We start from the raw sequence: 843 nt of genomic DNA, 5'->3' as shown, positions 1-843 counted from the left end.
GCCGCCTGCTTCCTCGAATCCCTCGCCACCCTCGAGGTCCCCGCCACCGGCTACGGCATCCGCTACGAGTTCGGCATCTTCGACCAGCTCATCCGCGACGGCTGGCAGGTGGAGATCACCGACAAGTGGCTCAAGGCCGGCTGGCCCTGGGAGATTCCCCACCCCGACCAGGCCTGTTTCGTGGGCTTCGGCGGCCACACCGAGAGCTACCGCGACCAGAACGGCGCCTACCGGGTGCGCTGGATCCCCGCCGAGCACGCCATCGGCGTCCCCCACGACGTGCCGGTGCTGGGCTACCGGGTCAACACCTGCGACCGGCTGCGCCTGTGGCGCGCCGATGCCACCGAATCGTTCGACTTCTACGCCTTCAACAGCGGCGACTACTACGGCGCGGTGGAGGAGAAGGTGGGCTCCGAGACCCTCTGCAAGGTGCTCTACCCCAACGACGGCACCGCCAAGGGCCGCCAGCTGCGCCTCAAGCAGCAGCACTTCTTCGTCAGCTGCTCGCTGCAGGACATGATCCGCAGCCTCGATGCCCGCGGCATTCCCGTCCAGGAGTTCCCTGAGCACTGGGCCATCCAGCTCAACGACACCCACCCCTCGATCGCCGTCGCCGAGCTGATGCGGCTCCTGCTCGACGACAAGCACCTGGAGTGGGACACCGCCTGGGCCATCACCACAGCCTGCCTCTCCTACACCAACCACACCCTCCTGCCCGAGGCCCTCGAGAAGTGGGGCCTCGATCTCTTCGGGTCGCTGCTGCCCCGCCACCTCGAGCTGATCTTCGAGATCAACCGCCGCTTCCTCCAGCAGGTGCGCCTCAAGTACCCCGGCAACGACGCC

1 protein-coding gene is annotated in these 843 nt (G+C 67.5%); it reads left to right on the top strand.

The window, feature by feature from the left end:
- On the top strand, positions 1–843 hold an 843-nt coding region (locus tag KUG39_RS17810; RefSeq protein WP_216916627.1), incomplete at both ends, for a glycogen/starch/alpha-glucan phosphorylase.

The organism is Synechococcus sp. CCAP 1479/10 (assembly GCF_019038515.1).
Taxonomy (GTDB): Bacteria; Cyanobacteriota; Cyanobacteriia; order PCC-6307; family Cyanobiaceae; genus Cyanobium.
This window is presented reverse-complemented; position numbering and strand designations above follow the sequence as displayed.